This window comes from Moellerella wisconsensis ATCC 35017 (genome assembly GCF_001294465.1).
GTDB classification, from domain to species: domain Bacteria; phylum Pseudomonadota; class Gammaproteobacteria; order Enterobacterales; family Enterobacteriaceae; genus Moellerella; species Moellerella wisconsensis.
This window is the reverse complement of record NZ_LGAA01000027.1, coordinates 1-15,420: the sequence shown is the minus strand read 5'-3', so window position 1 is coordinate 15,420 and position 15,420 is coordinate 1. Positions and strand designations below refer to the sequence as shown.

The window sequence follows — 15,420 nt, the reverse complement described above, 5'->3', positions numbered from 1 at the left end:
ATCCCTTTAACGTTTTTCGAATGGTTAGTAAAACCGTGGTGATCATTAAGACAGCATTATTTGTTGCAATACTCGATTACCAAAAAATGCCAATGTGAGAATAATAGCCCCGGTTAAATTAAACAGCAGAACCCGTTTGCCGCGCCACCCACCATGATAATGTCCCCACAATAAAACGATGTAGACAAACCATGCAAAAATAGACAATATTGATTTATGAACATTCTCTTTATCGAAAATATTTTCCATGTAAATCAATCCAGTACATAGGGTCAGCGTGAGCAGAATGACACCGACTTGGGTGATGTGGAACATCTTGCGTTCAATCACCATCAATGGCGGCATATCGGGACTAAACTTTAATTTCTTATTTTTTAATTGATAATCAATAATACCCACTTGTAATGCATAAAGAGCTGCTATTAATAGTGTGGCATAGCTGAGCAGCGCTAAACCAATATGAATAAACATGGGTACACTAGCTTCTAAGTGGGTAATGAATTCCCCAGGCATCACGCTCGCTAGCATTAAATTGATAATTGAAAAGCTATAAATAATAGGGATTAAATACCACGCGCGTCCACGGGATGCTACAACAGTCATGATGATACACATCAGTAAACTGACGGCAGATCCGAGATTGAGCAGCGTTAAATTTTGACCGTCTATACCGCGAAAAATAGATAGCTTTAAGGTAATCGCATGGGTTATTAACGCGATGACAGCAGAAAATATAGCCAGACGACGGTATCCCCGTTGCTTGCGGACTAAGCCAGGAACAATGAGTGACAGGCTTAGAAGATAGGAAAAAACAGCAATGGCTGCAAATACTAGCATAGTATATTGTCGTTATTCATTTAGAGTGGATATGAATTCTATAGTATAACGCATGCTTTAGCAGCCCCCAACCCTTGAGATAGCAGGATGAAAACTGGGGCAGCGTTCCACCATTCATCGTGTTATAATGAGACAAACACATCAGAGTTGGTTTTTATACAGCCGTTAATACAGAATTTGTTATGTCTATTGTCAACATAAGTTAACATAAATAGATTGAAAAATAACATTTTCATACAATGATTGGGATGATTTGCATTCAGTCAATTCTGTCATGAAACGAACTTTGCAGCAGGCCCATAAACAGAACTGAGCTAAGACACATGTTTGATAATTTAACTGATAGACTATCGCGTTCGTTACGCAATATCAGCGGTCGAGGGCGGCTGACTGAAGACAATATTAAAGAAACGCTGCGTGAAGTCCGAATGGCTTTACTTGAAGCAGATGTTGCACTTCCTGTTGTACGCGATTTTATTCAACGCGTTAAAGAAAGTGCGGTCGGTCAGGATGTGAATAAAAGCCTGACGCCAGGGCAAGAATTTGTCAAAATTGTTCAGAATGAACTCGTCAATGCGATGGGTGAAGAGAACAATCAACTCAACCTTTCTGCTCAACCGCCAGCCGTGGTGTTAATGGCGGGTCTACAAGGTGCGGGTAAAACAACCAGCGTTGCAAAACTTGGTAAGCATCTAAAAGAAAAGCAGAAAAAGAAAGTATTAGTCGTATCAGCTGACGTTTATCGCCCCGCGGCGATTAAACAATTAGAAACGCTAGCTGAAACAGTAGGGATTGACTTCTTCCCGTCAACAGCGAATGAAAAACCTGTTGATATCGTCAATCAAGCATTAAAACATGCCAAACTGAAGTTTTATGACGTCTTGCTGGTTGATACCGCAGGTCGTTTGCATGTTGATGAAGCGATGATGGATGAGATTAAAGCCGTCCACAAAGCTATCAACCCAGTTGAAACGCTGTTTGTTGTGGATGCGATGACCGGGCAAGATGCTGCCAATACGGCAAAAGCCTTTAACGAAGCATTACCGTTGACGGGGGTAGTACTGACCAAAGTTGATGGTGATGCGCGTGGTGGTGCAGCGCTCTCTATTCGCCATATCACAGGTAAACCGATTAAATTCTTAGGGGTCGGTGAAAAAACTGATGCTCTAGAGCCGTTCTATCCAGACCGTATCGCTTCGCGTATTTTAGGTATGGGCGATGTGCTGTCATTGATTGAAGAAATCGAGCACAAAGTTGATAGAGATCAAGCCGAAAAATTAGCTAAAAAGCTCAAAACTGGTGATGGTTTTGATTTAAATGACTTTTTAGATCAGTTAAAACAGATGCGTAACATGGGTGGTATGGCCAGCATGTTAAGCAAAATGCCCGGTATGTCTCAGGTACCTGATGCAGTAAAATCGCAGATGGATGATAAAGTTACGGTTAAAATGGAAGCGATTATTTGCTCTATGACCCGTAAAGAGCGTCAAAAACCAGAGATTATTAAAGGCTCACGTAAGCGTCGTATTGCCGCAGGTTCAGGGACTCAGGTCCAAGACGTCAACCGTTTATTGAAGCAGTTTGATGAAATGCAGCGTATGATGAAGAAAATGAAAAAAGGTGGTCTCGCGAAGATGATGCGAGGCATGAAAGGTATGATGCCACCGGGATTTCCGGGGCGTTAAACAATAAAGACTCAAAGATTATTCGGTTTTGATTGCTTTTTGCGTCAAACTGAGTAAAATTTCGGGGCTTTTTATACAACAACCGGACTCTATCCCTCGATGGAGTCTGGTTGTTTTGTTAACTAATGAGGATGTTATGGTAACAATTCGTTTAGCTCGTGGCGGCGCAAAAAAGCGTCCGTTCTACCAAGTCGTTGTAACAGATAGCCGTAATGCACGTGACGGTCGTTTCATCGAACGTATTGGTTTCTTCAACCCGATCGCTTCAGGTCAGGCTGAATCTCTGCGTTTAGACTTAGACCGTGTTGAGCATTGGGTCGGTCTTGGCGCAACTATCTCTGATCGTGTTGCTGCACTGATCAAAGAAGCAAAAAAAGCAGCTTAATCTGTCACGGTGGTAGCGATGAGCAAGCAAACAAATCCGCAGCCTTCTAATCCTATTGTTGTAGGCAAATTAGGCTCTGCATATGGTATTCGTGGTTGGCTCAGAGTTTTTTCGTCCACCGAATATGCCGAAAACATTTTTGAGTATCAGCCTTGGTTTATTAACCGCTCAGGTCAATGGCAACACATTGAAATTGAAGCGTGGAAAAATCATAACCAAGATGTCATTGTAAAATTGATTGGTTTCGATGATCGGGATGCAGCTAATGTGCTGACAAACTGTGAAATTTATGTCGATACAACTCAATTACCAGTTCTTGATGGTGATGAATTCTATTGGAAAGACCTTATTGGTTGCCATGTTATCACCGTTGAAGGATATGATCTTGGCATCGTCGACGATATGATGGAAACCGGTTCTAATGATGTGCTGGTTATCAAGGCGAATTTAAAAGATGCATTTGGCATCAAAGAGCGGTTAGTTCCGTATCTTGATGGGCAGGTTATCAAGAAAGTCGATCTCAACACTAAAATTATTGAAGTGGATTGGGATCCTGGTTTTTAAATCTCCGGTTGACGGTTTTTATGAGTGGGACAAAGTATGTGGATTGGGGTAATTAGCCTGTTTCCTGATATGTTCCGCGCAATAACCGAGTACGGGGTGACTGGTCGGGCAGTTAAAAATGGCCTGCTTTCTGTAGAGTGTTGGAATCCAAGGGATTTTACCTATGATCGACACCATACAGTTGATGACCGTCCTTATGGCGGTGGTCCGGGCATGCTGATGATGGTGCAACCGTTAAAGGATGCTATTCACGCAGCAAAAACTGAGGCAGGTGAAGGTGCAAAGGTGATTTATCTTTCACCTCAGGGGCGCAAACTTAGCCAACAAGGGGTTTGCGAACTGGCAACAAATGAGAAGTTGATTCTAGTTTGTGGTCGGTATGAAGGCATTGATGAACGCATCATTCAAGCCGAAATTGATGAAGAATGGTCAATCGGTGATTATGTTCTCAGTGGTGGGGAGCTCCCCGCAATGGTGATGATAGATTCAGTATCTCGGTTTATACCAGGGGTACTTGGGCATCAAGCGTCAGCTAAAGAAGATTCTTTTGCCGACGGATTGTTAGATTGTCCTCACTATACCCGACCTGAAGTGCTAGATGATATGCAGGTTCCGGCAGTTTTACTATCGGGTAATCATGCACATATCAATCGCTGGCGTATGAAACAGTCACTTGGCCGTACCTGGCTTAGAAGACCTGAGCTTCTGGAAAACCTAGCTCTGACTGACGAGCAAAGGATGTTGCTAGCTGAATTCCAACAGGAATATCAGGCTGAAGCAGCAAGTGAGTCCAGATAATATGACTAGCATATTGTCTTAATATATCAGTTTACCTAGGGTAAGAGAGTTATTATGAGCAACATTATTAAACAACTTGAACAAGAGCAGATGAAGCAAGACGTACCTTCATTCCGTCCAGGTGATAACGTGGAAGTGAAGGTATGGGTCGTTGAAGGTTCTAAAAAACGTCTGCAGGCATTTGAGGGCGTGGTTATTGCTATCCGTAACCGCGGTCTGCACTCTGCATTCACTGTTCGTAAAATCTCTAACGGCGAAGGTGTTGAGCGTGTATTCCAAACTCACTCCCCAGTCATCGACAGCATTGCTGTCAAACGTCGCGGTGCTGTACGTAGATCTAAACTGTACTACCTGCGTGAGCGTTCTGGTAAGGCTGCTCGTATCAAAGAGCGTCTGGGCGCCAAAGCCAAGTAATACGCTTTCGCTACATCCGAAAGTTATCGCAGAAAAGACCCGCATTAGCGGGTCTTTTTATTTGATGAATACACTCTAATTAATGAATATATAATTCACAGTAATTAACATTTCACGCCATAGAATAATTATCATTTCTGCCTCTCCTAGCATAAATATATTTCCTGTATTATTGTTTTTATTTCCTTGCTGTAAACTTTTATTTACTAAAATAATATCAAACTAAGTTATTTCTTTGATTGACTGAGTGTTTGGTTTTTTTATTTTATTGATTTATAAGTATTTGTTTGTTTTTCGTTAGTGTGTAATTAAATTATTACAAAAATAGACTTATTTTACATTTAGTGGATTGCAATCTTTACATCTCATGGTATGGTTATAAACAGACACCGACAAAGCAATGTCCAGAAAAATAAAGTACATAACAGTAATGTACAGACAATTAATATAAGCAGGTAAACACCATGATTATGCAAAAAGACGCGCTCAATAATATTAATATACGTGATGAACAGGTTTTGATTACGCCGGAAGATCTGAAAAATAAATATCCGTTGAGTGATGAAAATCTGCAGGCGATTGCGGCATCTCGACAGACTATTGCAAATATTATTCATCATCGTGATCCCCGTCTATTAGTAGTATGCGGGCCATGTTCTATTCATGATGTTGATGCCGCTATCGAGTATGCTCAGCGTTTGAAGCAACTGGCTGATGAACTGAGCGACAGTCTGTATATTGTTATGCGTGTCTACTTTGAAAAGCCAAGAACTACGGTAGGTTGGAAAGGATTAATTAGCGATCCATTTATGGACGGTTCTTTTGCCATGGAAAAAGGGCTGCATATTGCTCGTGATTTATTAACTCGTTTAATTGAAATCGGTTTGCCATTAGCTACAGAAGCACTCGATCCCAATAATCCACAATACTTGGGGGATTTATTTAGTTGGTCGGCTATTGGTGCTAGAACGACAGAGTCACAAACTCACCGTGAAATGGCGTCAGGGCTTTCGATGCCGGTTGGATTTAAAAATGGAACCGATGGTAGTTTGTCTACCGCGATTAATGCGATGAAAGCGGCATCAATGCCACATCGTTTCATGGGGATCAATCAATCGGGGCAAGTGTGTTTATTGCATACTCAAGGAAACCCGAATGGGCATATTATTTTACGTGGTGGGAAAACACCTAATTACAGCGCACAGCATGTTGCCGAGTGTGATGCTGAGATGGAAAAAGCAGGTTTACAACCTTCATTAATGATTGATTGTAGCCACGGAAATTCCAATAAAGATTTCCGTCGTCAGCCGCTGGTGATTAATTCAGTGATTGAACAAATTAATAGTGGCAATAAATCTATTACCGGTATTATGCTTGAGAGTAATATAAATGAAGGTAATCAGACATCCGAGCAACCACGTTCGGCAATGAAATACGGCGTATCTGTCACTGATGCGTGTATTGATTGGGAGACGACAGAATCTGTATTGCGTGATTTACACCAGTCTCTTCAATCGACACTGCCACAACGTATGGAAAAAATGCATAAAGCTAGCTGAGATAAGGTGAAAAAATGTCTTCCGAGTTATTACAACTAAGAAATCAAATTGATGAGGTTGATAAATCACTGCTCGATTTATTAGCTAAGCGATTGCAGCTGGTCGCTGAAGTCGGAGAAGTCAAAAGCCAACATGGGCTACCTATTTATGTGCCCGAGCGCGAAACCGCGATGCTGGCTGCTCGGCGTCAGGAAGCCGAAAAAATGGATGTACCGGCTGATTTGATTGAAGATATTTTGCGCCGTATTATGCGCGAATCGTATACTAAAGAGAACGATAAAGGCTTTAAAATGCTTAATCCACAGGCCGGTCCTATCGTAATTATCGGTGGGAAAGGTCGAATGGGGCAATTATTTGGTCGCTTACTTTCTTTGTCTGGCTATCACATTATTGATTTTACAGAATCAGATTGGGAACAAGCAGAACAGAAAATGGCCGGCGCCAGCGTGGTGATTATAAGTGTTCCAATTCATTTAACTGAACAAGTAATTAAACAGCTGCCAAAATTAGATAAAAATACGCTATTAATTGATATCGCATCTATTAAATATAAGCCATTAACTGCAATGTTAGCCGCGCATGACGGGCCTGTATTGGGATTGCATCCCATGTTTGGGCCAGATGTAGGGAGTGTGGCTAAACAGGTTGTGGCTTATTGTGATGGCCGAGAGCCAGAAGCATATCAATGGTTTTTAGAGCAGTTAATGGTCTGGGGGGCAAGATTACATAAAATCACTCCCGAAGAACATGATAGAAATATGAGCTTTATTCAGGCGTTACGGCATTTTACCACTTTTACTTACGGGCAAAATTTGGCCCAAGAAGATGTTGAATTAGAGCAGTTATTAGCATTATCGTCACCTATTTACCGTTTAGAGTTGGCGATGGTTGGTCGATTATTTGCCCAAGATCCTCAATTATATGCCGATATTATTATGTCGTCAGATGAGAATATTGGGTTAATCAAACGCTACTATAATAGTTTTGGCCGTGCATTAGAAATGTTAGAAAGAAAAGATAAAGCAGAATTTGTCGCTCAATTTAAGCAGGTTAGTCAATGGTTTGGCGATGATGCGAAACATTTTATGCGAGAAAGCCAATCGCTATTACAGCAAGCCAATGATAGCCGCCAATAACGGTTGTTTTTAATACTAATTGTTTGTTATGCAGCACCCTAAAAGTGAATATTCACTGATTAAGGTGCTGTTATTATTTGTCGGTCAATTAAGCTTCTTTTTGTGGTTCAACAGGAACTACATTTTCAGACGGATAGCTGCCTAATATTTTTATTGAACGGGTAATCGCCGCGAGTTCTTTTAATGCATGTTGCATATTTACTGAACGAATATTCGCTTGGACGTCGATATAAAACATCTCTTCCCACGGCTTGCCATTGATCGGGCGAGACTCTAATTTACTCATAATAATTTGATTTTGTTTTAGAATAATCAGAGCATCAACCAAAGCTCCCGCTTGTTGACCGGTGGTAATTAATAGTGTGGTTTTTGCCGGAACTTGCTCAGAGACTTCAATTGGCTGACGAGCGACGACAATAAAGCGAGTCATATTGATTTGTTGATTAGCTAAATTATGTTCCACAACATGTAGTCCATATAGTGCGCCGCCTGCTTCACTGCCTAATGCGGCAACATGCGGGGAATTAAGCTTGGCTACATTTTGCATTGCTGTCGAGGTACTATCACAATATTCAATTTTCCAATGCGGATATTGAGCTAAATATTGGCTGCATTGTTGGAATGGCTGAGGATGGCTATAAACCGTTTGAATATCATTAAGACTAGTTACGCCGGCGGTTAATAAACAATGATTTATCGGTAAGCGGATCTCGCCAACGACAGAAAGAGGGGTATCTTGCAGCAGATCATAAACATCATTTATTGCCCCTGAACTGGTATTTTCTAGCGGTAAAATACCATAATCAGCTTGGCCACTTTCGACCAGCGAAAAAATATCTTGGAATTTATGACAACTGCATTCAATCATTTGATCAAAATGACGAGCAGAATATTGACGTGCCGCAACATGAGAATAAGAGCCTCTAGGGCCTAAAAAGGCAAAACGAGCAGAGTCATTGGGTGTGAGATTAAGATGTTGCTGTAAAATAGCTTGCTGGGTTAATACTGAATCTTCAATAATCATTTGAAATAGGCGGGTGACATAAAACCCATCTAAACCAAGAGGTTTTGCTTTATTAATCAAGACATCAAGTAACTGGCGTTCGCGTTCTTTATCACGAATAGGGCGGTTATCGTGCAATTTAGATTGTGCAACATCAACAGCATATCCACGACGTTTCGCTAATAATACTAGTAGCTCACCGTCCAATTGACTGATTTTATCTCTGATTTTTAATAAGTTATTTTTGTCGTCCATCCTGTCAAATCCCATTGATTATTAGTGAATAAAAAAGCCTCCCTGTGAGAGGAGGCTTTTAAACTTTGTCTTTTTTTTCTTCTGAAATGACAAACGCCCCCTAATAGAAGGTGCTAAAAAAGAAACAGAAGACAAGGCTTGGTAACATTAGGATCAGATCCCATCGAAGTAAAACAGTATCTTGTAATAAACCTTATGAGCGGATTAATGTCAACCTAAAATAAGCTTAGCTATTGTAACGGTTGATTGCCGATAATTAATGGTAGATTAACATGATATTAATGTGAGCTTTTCGGCTGATATAAAAATAAAACGCGCTCAATAAGCCATGAGCGCGTTATTTAGTAAAGACAATTAAATCAAACAAACTAGATTATAATGTAACTTCATCAGTATCTAAATTAGCATCTTTTACACTATAGCTCGAACGTCTTGATTCTCCTTTGTGTTGTACTTTATTGAGTTGTCTTTCTAGTTTTGCAAGTAGCTCATTTATTGCAGCATACATATCTTCATGTTTTGCACTGGCGATTAATTTACCGTTATCGGTTTTTATCGTTGCATCAACCATGAATCCTTGGGGTTCTTTTGACAGAACTATATGAGGATTAATCAGTGTTACCTGCCATTTATTCAATTTGCTCAAACGGTCCTCTATATGTTCACGAATAGCAGGGGTAATATCCATTTGTTTGCTGGCAATATTCACTATCATATAGTACCTCTCTTGTGCTCTGTCTTTCGATGTATCCAGAATACTGTGAACTACTAATAAAATATTGAGATAGATCACAGATTGATAGGCTAAGATATTTATGGTTCTTTAAATGTGAGGCAGGATAAAAAAAGTAATTAAAGATATTGATAAACAGAATGTTATCATCCATGATTAATCGGTTGGCTAAATAAACAAGGGTAATAGCCGGCCTTATTTTGGCTTAATATTTTGATTCTTTTCATTGAATTAAGCAATTATCGAATTCAATCATGCGTTTTAATAACGCAAAAAAAACAGCGGGTTTAGCCGCTGTTTTTTATTTGATATTGGGTAACAATAACTCTTGCAGCAATAAATTATGCCGGGTTGGCTGCAATTAAATTAGTTACTTTATCTGCTTCTTGATCTAATCCCATCTGATTATAAGCAATTTTCATATATTTTAGTGCTTGGCGTGTTGCATCGGTGTCAGGATAATCGCGCAACATTTGTTGTGTACGATTAACAACAGCGACATAAGCCCCACGTTTGTTGTAGAATTCAACCACAGCTAAATCGAATTTTGCTAAGCGATCTTTTAAATAAACTAAACGCTTGCTGGCATCATTAGCATAGAGGCTGTTAGGATAGTAACGAACTAGCTGATTGAAATCGCGAAAAGCAACACGTGCATGCTGGGGATCACGATCCGAACGGTCGATACCGAAGAATCCTTGTAACGCACTATCATCCAATGCCATTGCCGTTAAACCACGCATATACAGAACATAATCAATGTTCGGATGTGTTGGGTTTAAGCGCATAAAGCGGTCGATAGCAGCGATAGCCATCGGTAACTCAGCTGATTTATAATAAGCATAGATCAGGTCTAGCTGGACTTGCTGTGCGTATGGGCCAAACGGATAACGATTATCAAGAGCTTCTAACTGTGTGATGGCGGCTCTATAGTTACCATCTTGCAGTTTTTGTTGGCTTACAGCATACATTTCAGCCGGGGAGCTGTCAGGACTGACTTCTTTATTACTAGAGCATCCGGTCAGAACCAGACTCAATGTGGCTGCTGCCACCAGATATTTAATGCGTATCATCACGTGTTGGTTATCCTCTGAGTGTTTCATGGGGGAGTCTCTCCATAAGGCCCCCGGCATAATTTCGAATTACAATAGCATATTTTAAATGAAACGGCTTCGCCGTCAAAATACAAACATTAAAAGCAGATTATTTTATGGCTCAACAATTAGAACTCAGTGCAACGGTTGCAGAATCACAGCTCGGTCAACGTTTAGATCAGGCTTTGGCGGAATTGTTCCCTGATTATTCACGTTCTCGTATAAAAGAGTGGATTTTAGATAATAGAGTGCAGGTTAATAGCAAAGTTATCAATAAACCAAAAGAAAAAGTTTTAGGCGGTGAAAAAGTTTTTATTGATGCAATAATCGAGGAAGATAGTCGTTGGGAGCCTCAGGACATCCCGTTAGATGTGGTGTATGAAGATGAAGATATTTTGGTGATTAATAAACCGCGCGGTTTAGTTGTTCATCCAGGCGCTGGTAATCCCGATGGTACAATATTAAATGCCTTACTGTATCGTTTTCCTGAAATTATCGATGTACCACGTGCGGGTATTGTCCATCGTTTAGATAAAGATACGACGGGATTAATGGTAGTTGCTAAAACTGTGCCTGCCCAAACACGTTTGGTTGAGGCATTACAGTTACGTGAAATTACTCGTGAATATGAAGCGGTTGCGGTAGGGCGTATGACTGCGGGTGGACGTGTGGAAGAGCCGATTTCACGCCATCCAACCAAACGAACGCATATGGCGGTTCATCCCATGGGAAAACCTGCGGTGACTCGCTATCGTGTTATGGAACATTTCCGTTCACATACCCGCTTGCGTTTAAGACTGGAAACTGGCCGTACCCATCAGATCCGTGTACATATGGCACATATCAATCATCCATTGATTGGTGATCAGTTATATGGCGGCCGTCCACGTCCATTGAAAGGTGCTTCGGATGAGTTTTTACAGGTGATGCGAAAATTTGACCGCCAGGCGCTGCATGCGACGATGCTCAGGCTGTATCATCCTATCTCTGGGATCCAAATGGAATGGCATGCGGAGTTACCCGCTGATATGGTTGAACTTATTAATGCGTTGAAAGCAGACGCTGAGTTACATAAAGATAATATGGACTGGTAATGACATCGCTTATTTATCCACACTGGCCACAACCTGAAAATATTGGCGCTTGCAGCTCAACACGTGCTGGGGGTGTCAGTTTGACGCCGTTTGATAGCTTGAATGTAGGTGACCATGTGGGTGATGATTTATCAGCGGTTATCAACAATCGGCGACTGCTTGAAGAGTACGCCGGCTTACCGACATCACCTATTTGGTTACAGCAAGTGCATGGAACGCGAGTATTACGGTTAGATGGTAATCCAGTCGAGGATAAAAAAGCCGATGCAGTTTATACTTCTCAACGTGGGCAAGTGTGTGCTGTGATGACCGCAGATTGCTTGCCTGTGTTGTTTTGTAACCGCCAAGGTACTGAAGTTGCGGCAGCGCACGCGGGATGGCGGGGATTATGTCAGGGGGTTCTAGAGCATACTGTGACCTATTTTGATGCCGTACCCAATGATATTTTAGCATGGCTAGGACCCGCTATCGGTCCACAACAGTTTGAGGTTGGAGCTGAAGTTCGTGACGCCTTCGTGAGTCAATCAGCTGAACTTACTCAGGGTTTTCGTGCATCAGGAGATAAATATTTGGCGGATATTTATTTGCTGGCACAACTAAAATTGCGTCAAATTGGCGTCACCGCTATCTATGGCGGAACATATTGTACTGTTTCGGATAAAAAAACATTTTTTTCTTATCGGCGAGATGTCGAAACAGGACGTATGGCATCACTAATTTGGATAAAATAGGCTTTTTCTAGATTATTATTCCGATTTAATTAATATTTCTAATGTTTTAACGTTTTGGCCTTGAATTTATAAAAATAAACCTCATCTAGTCTTCATAATTAGTTTTAACTTATTTTGGAGGTGCTATGCGTTTGGACCGTCTGACTAATAAATTCCAGCAAGCTCTCGCCGATGCCCAATCTTTAGCGCTTGGGCACGACAATCAGTTTATCGAACCTATTCATTTAATGAGTGCACTGTTTAATCAAGAAGGTGGCTCAGTACAGCCTTTATTAACGTCTGTTGGCGTTAATGCTGTGCAATTTAAACAAAAAATAGCAGAAGCATTAAAAAGATTGCCACAAGTTCAAGGCGCTGGCGGCGATGTACAGCCATCAAGCGACTTAATTCGTCATTTGAATTTGTGTGATCAATTAGCACAAAAAAATGGAGATGAGTTTATCTCCTCTGAATTATTCCTACTCGCCGCTTTGGAAGCCAACACAACATTAGCTGATTTATTAAAAGCAGCGGGTGCAAATAAAGAAAATCTTAATAAGGCGATAGAACAAATGCGCGGTGGTGAAAGAGTTAATGATCAGGGCGCAGAAGATCAACGTCAAGCCCTGAAAAAATATACCGTTGATCTTACAGAAAGAGCAGAACAAGGTAAATTAGACCCGGTTATTGGCCGTGACGAAGAAATTCGTCGTACTATTCAGGTATTGCAACGTCGTACTAAAAATAACCCGGTATTAATTGGTGAACCCGGTGTAGGTAAAACCGCAATTGTTGAAGGTTTAGCCCAACGAATTGTTAATGGCGAAATCCCTGAAGGATTAAAAAACAAACGTGTTTTATCTTTAGATATGGGCGCGTTGGTCGCAGGGGCAAAATACCGTGGTGAATTTGAAGAGCGTTTAAAAGCGGTGCTGAACGACTTATCCAAACAAGATGGTAATGTCATTCTATTTATCGATGAGTTACATACGATGGTCGGCGCAGGTAAGTCTGATGGTGCCATGGATGCCGGTAATATGTTAAAACCTGCGTTAGCGCGTGGAGAATTACATTGCGTAGGTGCGACAACATTAGATGAGTATCGTCAATATATAGAAAAAGATCCTGCACTGGAACGTCGTTTCCAAAAAGTGTACGTGGCTGAACCAACAGTCGAAGACACAATTGCTATTTTACGTGGGTTAAAAGAACGTTATGAGCTGCATCATCATGTTCAAATTACTGACCCCGCAATTGTTGCAGCGGCTAATTTATCTCATCGATATATTAGTGACCGTATGCTGCCAGACAAAGCGATCGACTTAATTGATGAGGCAGGTTCAAGTTTGCGTATGCAAATGGATTCTAAACCTGAATCTCTCGATAGATTAGAACGACGTATTATCCAATTAAAATTGGAACAGCAAGCATTGAAGAAAGAGTCTGACGATGCGAGTAAAAAACGTCTGGAAATGTTAGAAGAAGAACTGGCTGAGAAAGAAAGAGAATACTCCGCTCTGGAAGAAGAGTGGAAAGCAGAGAAAGCGGCATTAACCGGCACTCAGCATATAAAATCAGAGCTTGAAGATACTCGTATCGAAATGGAAAAAGCACGCCGTATGGGTGATTTGGCTAAAATGTCTGAATTACAATATGGTCGTATTCCAGAATTAGAGAAACAACTCGCTACAGCGACTGCCGCAGAAGGCAAAAATATGAAGCTGCTGCGAAATAAAGTTACTGATGTAGAAATTGCAGAAATTCTGGCTCGTTGGACAGGGATTCCTGTTTCAAGAATGTTGGAAAGCGAGAAAGAAAAATTACTCCGTATGGAGCAACAGCTGCATACTCGAGTTATTGGTCAAGACGAAGCAGTCACAGCAGTATCAAATGCTATTCGTCGTAGCCGCGCGGGATTATCTGATCCTAATCGCCCAATTGGTTCGTTCCTGTTCTTAGGTCCAACTGGGGTCGGTAAAACAGAATTGTGCAAAGCTCTCGCGAATTTCTTGTTTGATAGCGACGATGCGATGGTACGTATCGACATGTCCGAGTTTATGGAGAAACATTCTGTCTCTCGTTTGGTTGGTGCGCCTCCAGGATATGTGGGTTATGAAGAAGGTGGATATTTAACGGAAGCGGTTCGTCGTCGTCCATATTCAGTTATTTTGCTGGACGAAGTTGAGAAGGCGCATCCAGATGTCTTTAATATTCTGCTGCAAGTTTTGGACGATGGTCGATTAACTGATGGTCAGGGTCGTACCGTAGATTTCAGAAATACAGTGGTTATTATGACATCTAACTTGGGTTCTGATTTAATCCAAGAACGCTTCGGTACTATTGCCTATCCACAAATGAAAGAGATGGTAATGGGGGTTGTTTCACAAACCTTTAGACCTGAGTTCATTAACCGTATTGATGAAGTTGTTGTGTTCCATCCATTAGGAAAAGATAACATTGCATCAATTGCTAAAATTCAGTTGGCTCGTTTATATAAACGTTTAGAAGAGCACGGTTATGAAGTGACTATGACGCCAGCTGCATTAGAAAAAATTGGTGAAGCTGGTTATGATCCTATATTCGGGGCTCGTCCACTGAAACGTGCTATTCAGCAAGAGATCGAGAATCCATTAGCTCAGCAAATACTGTCCGGTAAATTGCTACCAGGCAAGTTGGTGACTTTAGATCTTGAAAATGATGAGATTGTTGCAAAACAATAGTTAGCGTCACCTGAATAGCTATCTATATAGCGAGTTTATAATTAAGTTATCAAAAGAGGCGTTTTATAACGCCTCTTTTTTTATCTGTTATTTATAGAGACTTCATTCTGAAGCTAATGAATGTATATCAAGTACCGAATACTAAATAATACATGTATTCTTGATGCTAAATTATACATTGTGAGTGTGTTTTATACGCCAATGGTTGCAAAATAAGCGAACAGTAAATTAATTCAAAAAAACAGTTGCCAGAAAAATCTCAGCCCCTATAATGCGCTCCGTTGTCACGACAAACCGGCCGAACGGTTGAGTTTGAAAGTTCCAAAGCGCAGTAAGCGCCTTGAAAAACAGCGGGATGATTGAGGTGATGGTCGAAGTAGTTCGGAAAGAAAGTTGAAAATAAATGCTTGACTTCCTGAATGAAAAGAGTAAC

15 protein-coding genes and 1 other annotated feature are annotated in these 15,420 nt (G+C 40.9%); of the genes, 10 read left to right on the top strand and 5 right to left on the bottom strand.

Annotated features, from left to right (window positions below):
* Positions 1-45 precede the first annotated feature (45 nt).
* Positions 46-837, bottom strand: a complete 792-nt coding sequence (locus M992_RS13750) for a cytochrome C assembly family protein (RefSeq protein WP_053909108.1) — start codon at positions 835-837, stop codon at positions 46-48.
* A gap of 323 nt (positions 838-1,160) precedes the next feature.
* Between M992_RS13750 and ffh the strand changes: the two genes are divergently transcribed.
* The 7 genes from ffh to tyrA all read left to right on the top strand — a co-directional run bounded on the left by ffh (position 1,161) and on the right by tyrA (position 7,378).
* Positions 1,161-2,522, top strand: coding sequence for a signal recognition particle protein (gene ffh, locus M992_RS13745; protein WP_053909107.1), 1,362 nt, complete (start codon positions 1,161-1,163; stop codon positions 2,520-2,522).
* Positions 2,523-2,658: 136 nt separating this feature from the next.
* A complete protein-coding gene (rpsP, locus tag M992_RS13740; RefSeq protein ID WP_047255021.1) occupies positions 2,659-2,907 on the top strand; it encodes a 30S ribosomal protein S16 in 249 nt (82 codons plus the stop codon).
* Between the two features lie 18 nt (positions 2,908-2,925).
* Positions 2,926-3,471: a ribosome maturation factor RimM gene (gene rimM / locus M992_RS13735; protein WP_047255022.1), complete on the top strand. Its 546-nt coding sequence runs from the start codon at positions 2,926-2,928 to the stop codon at positions 3,469-3,471.
* A gap of 36 nt (positions 3,472-3,507) precedes the next feature.
* Entirely contained in the window at positions 3,508-4,269 is a 762-nt protein-coding gene (gene trmD, locus M992_RS13730; RefSeq protein WP_047255023.1) for a tRNA (guanosine(37)-N1)-methyltransferase TrmD, read from the top strand.
* Positions 4,270-4,323: 54 nt separating this feature from the next.
* Positions 4,324-4,683: a 50S ribosomal protein L19 gene (gene rplS / locus M992_RS13725; protein WP_047255024.1), complete on the top strand. Its 360-nt coding sequence runs from the start codon at positions 4,324-4,326 to the stop codon at positions 4,681-4,683.
* Between the two features lie 464 nt (positions 4,684-5,147).
* Complete coding sequence (locus tag M992_RS13720; protein WP_047255025.1) at positions 5,148-6,242, top strand: 3-deoxy-7-phosphoheptulonate synthase; 1,095 nt, start codon at positions 5,148-5,150, stop codon at positions 6,240-6,242.
* A 14-nt stretch (positions 6,243-6,256) separates the two neighbouring features.
* Positions 6,257-7,378 (top strand): bifunctional chorismate mutase/prephenate dehydrogenase, encoded by a 1,122-nt coding sequence (gene tyrA, locus M992_RS13715; RefSeq protein ID WP_053909106.1) that lies wholly within the window; start codon positions 6,257-6,259, stop codon positions 7,376-7,378.
* An 88-nt stretch (positions 7,379-7,466) separates the two neighbouring features.
* Here the strand turns inward: tyrA and pheA are convergent, their stop codons facing one another.
* From pheA to bamD, 3 genes are all read right to left on the bottom strand, one after another.
* The gene (gene pheA / locus M992_RS13710) at positions 7,467-8,636 is read right to left on the bottom strand and encodes a bifunctional chorismate mutase/prephenate dehydratase (protein ID WP_174721777.1); all 1,170 of its coding nucleotides are present in this window, start codon (positions 8,634-8,636) and stop codon (positions 7,467-7,469) included.
* A 27-nt stretch (positions 8,637-8,663) separates the two neighbouring features.
* Positions 8,664-8,785: a sequence feature (Phe leader region), on the bottom strand.
* Positions 8,786-9,009: 224 nt separating this feature from the next.
* Positions 9,010-9,351 carry a ribosome-associated translation inhibitor RaiA gene (gene raiA / locus M992_RS13705; RefSeq protein ID WP_047255028.1) on the bottom strand — a complete coding sequence of 114 codons (342 nt, stop codon included), beginning with the start codon at positions 9,349-9,351 and terminating at the stop codon, positions 9,010-9,012.
* A 359-nt stretch (positions 9,352-9,710) separates the two neighbouring features.
* Positions 9,711-10,442 carry an outer membrane protein assembly factor BamD gene (gene bamD, locus M992_RS13700; protein ID WP_053909167.1) on the bottom strand — a complete coding sequence of 244 codons (732 nt, stop codon included), beginning with the start codon at positions 10,440-10,442 and terminating at the stop codon, positions 9,711-9,713.
* 137 nt (positions 10,443-10,579) lie between these two features.
* On the opposite strand from bamD, the gene rluD reads away from it, so the two are divergent.
* From rluD to clpB, 3 genes are all read left to right on the top strand, one after another.
* The gene (gene rluD / locus M992_RS13695) at positions 10,580-11,557 is read left to right on the top strand and encodes a 23S rRNA pseudouridine(1911/1915/1917) synthase RluD (RefSeq protein ID WP_053909104.1); all 978 of its coding nucleotides are present in this window, start codon (positions 10,580-10,582) and stop codon (positions 11,555-11,557) included.
* A complete protein-coding gene (gene yfiH, locus M992_RS13690; protein WP_053909103.1) occupies positions 11,557-12,288 on the top strand; it encodes a purine nucleoside phosphorylase YfiH in 732 nt (243 codons plus the stop codon). The genes rluD and yfiH overlap by 1 nt, the downstream gene beginning before the upstream one ends.
* A gap of 125 nt (positions 12,289-12,413) precedes the next feature.
* Entirely contained in the window at positions 12,414-14,987 is a 2,574-nt protein-coding gene (clpB, locus tag M992_RS13685) for an ATP-dependent chaperone ClpB (RefSeq protein ID WP_053909102.1), read from the top strand.
* Positions 14,988-15,215: 228 nt separating this feature from the next.
* On the opposite strand, the gene M992_RS15340 is transcribed toward clpB, so the two are convergent.
* Positions 15,216-15,420 (bottom strand): hypothetical protein (locus M992_RS15340; RefSeq protein WP_211257340.1); only part of this gene is annotated, 205 nt, incomplete at its 5' end.

What these genes read in the sequence shown, in the direction of transcription:
- tyrA (WP_053909106.1), top strand. Translation starts at nt 6,257, where the DNA reads ATGTCTTCCGAGTTATTACAACTAAGAAATCAAATTGATGAGGTTGAT.
- pheA (WP_174721777.1), bottom strand. Translation starts at nt 8,636, where the DNA reads ATGGACGACAAAAATAACTTATTAAAAATCAGAGATAAAATCAGTCAA.
- rimM (WP_047255022.1), top strand. Translation starts at nt 2,926, where the DNA reads ATGAGCAAGCAAACAAATCCGCAGCCTTCTAATCCTATTGTTGTAGGC.
- ffh (WP_053909107.1), top strand. Translation starts at nt 1,161, where the DNA reads ATGTTTGATAATTTAACTGATAGACTATCGCGTTCGTTACGCAATATC.
- trmD (WP_047255023.1), top strand. Translation starts at nt 3,508, where the DNA reads ATGTGGATTGGGGTAATTAGCCTGTTTCCTGATATGTTCCGCGCAATA.
- yfiH (WP_053909103.1), top strand. Translation starts at nt 11,557, where the DNA reads ATGACATCGCTTATTTATCCACACTGGCCACAACCTGAAAATATTGGC.
- rluD (WP_053909104.1), top strand. Translation starts at nt 10,580, where the DNA reads ATGGCTCAACAATTAGAACTCAGTGCAACGGTTGCAGAATCACAGCTC.
- clpB (WP_053909102.1), top strand. Translation starts at nt 12,414, where the DNA reads ATGCGTTTGGACCGTCTGACTAATAAATTCCAGCAAGCTCTCGCCGAT.
- M992_RS13750 (WP_053909108.1), bottom strand. Translation starts at nt 837, where the DNA reads ATGCTAGTATTTGCAGCCATTGCTGTTTTTTCCTATCTTCTAAGCCTG.
- bamD (WP_053909167.1), bottom strand. Translation starts at nt 10,442, where the DNA reads ATGATACGCATTAAATATCTGGTGGCAGCAGCCACATTGAGTCTGGTT.
- raiA (WP_047255028.1), bottom strand. Translation starts at nt 9,351, where the DNA reads ATGATAGTGAATATTGCCAGCAAACAAATGGATATTACCCCTGCTATT.
- rpsP (WP_047255021.1), top strand. Translation starts at nt 2,659, where the DNA reads ATGGTAACAATTCGTTTAGCTCGTGGCGGCGCAAAAAAGCGTCCGTTC.
- rplS (WP_047255024.1), top strand. Translation starts at nt 4,324, where the DNA reads ATGAGCAACATTATTAAACAACTTGAACAAGAGCAGATGAAGCAAGAC.
- M992_RS13720 (WP_047255025.1), top strand. Translation starts at nt 5,148, where the DNA reads ATGATTATGCAAAAAGACGCGCTCAATAATATTAATATACGTGATGAA.